1 protein-coding gene and 1 pseudogene are annotated in these 1652 nt (G+C 41.2%); both read left to right on the forward strand.

The genetic code is table 11. The annotated features are described in order from the left end of the window. Positions 1–471: pseudogene (gene pheS, locus ACRCJ0_RS13530) on the forward strand (phenylalanine--tRNA ligase subunit alpha); the annotation flags it as partial. Positions 472–477: 6 nt separating this feature from the next. Beyond that, a partial coding sequence (gene pheT, locus ACRCJ0_RS13535) for a phenylalanine--tRNA ligase subunit beta (protein ID WP_431390757.1) occupies positions 478–1652 on the forward strand: 1175 nt, incomplete at its 3' end.

Consider the following 1652-nt stretch of genomic DNA (forward strand, 5'->3'; position numbering starts at 1 on the left):
ATGATCTCACCGGGTAAAGTTTACCGCCGTGATGATGATGACGCGACGCATTCACACCAATTCCATCAAATTGAAGGTTTGGTTGTTGACCGTAATGTGTCACTTGCTGACTTAAAAGGTACCTTAGAATTATTTGCCCGTCATATGTTTGGGGAAGAAACTGAAGTACGTTTACGTCCGTCTTATTTCCCATTCACTGAGCCATCTGTTGAAATTGACGTTACTTGTTTCAAATGTGGTGGCGCTGGCTGTAACATCTGTAAACAATCTGGTTGGATTGAAATTCTTGGTGGTGGTATGGTGCATCCTTCAGTCCTTGAGATGGCTGGGATTAGTTCTACCGAATATACAGGTTTTGCCTTTGGTTTAGGACCAGACCGTGTAGCCATGTTGAAATATGGTATTGATGATATTCGTCATTTCTACCAAAATGATTTACGATTTTTAAAACAATTTACGGAAGAGGGGTAGCAATTAATGAAAGTATCATATAATTGGTTAAATGAATTTATCGATCTTGCTGACTTGAATCCGCAAGATATTGGGGAACGTATGTCACGTACTGGTATTGAGGTTGATGGCGTGAATGCCTTAGGTACTGGCTTGAAGAAAATCGTTGTGGGTCACGTATTAACTTGCGAACCACATCCAGATTCTGACCACCTGTCAATTACGACTGTCGAAGTCGGCGAAGATGAGCCTTTCCAGATTGTCTGTGGAGCGCCAAATGTGGCTGCAGGTCAAAAGGTGATCGTTGCATTACCAAACTCTCGTATTGCTGGTAATGTGAAAATTAAAAAAGGTAAAATGCGTGGTGTTGTTTCTCAAGGGATGATTTGTTCACTTGAAGAAATTGGTTTCTCAAACAGTGTCGTTCCTAAAGAATACGCTGACGGCATTATGGTCTTACCTGAAGAAGCACCAGCTGGTATGGATATTGTAGAATACCTAAAATTAGATGACCCAATCATTGAATTAGATATTACACCAAACCGTGCAGATGCCTTCTCTATGCGTGGTGTAGCTTGGGAATTAGCGGCTGTATACAACCGTCAACCAAACTTTGACTACACAGATTTAACCAAATTTGAGGGTAATGACTTAGCAGGTGCAATTAACTTAAAGGTTTCAGACACTGAATTAGTGCCTGAGTACAATGCTTTCTTGGTGAAAAATGTCACTGTTGAACCTTCACCATTATGGCTACAATTACGATTAATGGCTGCTGGCATCCGTCCAATTAATAACGTAGTGGACATTACGAACTACGTTTTACTAGCAAATGGCCAACCATTACATGCCTTTGACTATGATAAATTAGACCATAAGGTAATCGAGACGCGTCTAGCTAAAGAGGGCGAACGAATCGTCACGCTTGATGAAGTGGACCGTCCCTTACTAGATTCAGATATCGTCATTACTGACGGTGAAAAACCGATTGCGCTTGCTGGTGTAATGGGTGGTTTAGATACTGAAATTGATGAAAATACAACAAATGTATTGATTGAAGCAGCCAACTTTGAACCGATCCACATTCGTAAAACTGCTCGTCGTAACGGCTTGCATTCTGAATCATCTATGCGTAACGAACGTGGTATTAACAAGGCGACAGTTGCTGAATCAGGTGCATTTGCAGCTGAAATGATTGCTGA

It is taken from the genome of Aerococcus sp. L_32, from assembly GCF_050689315.1.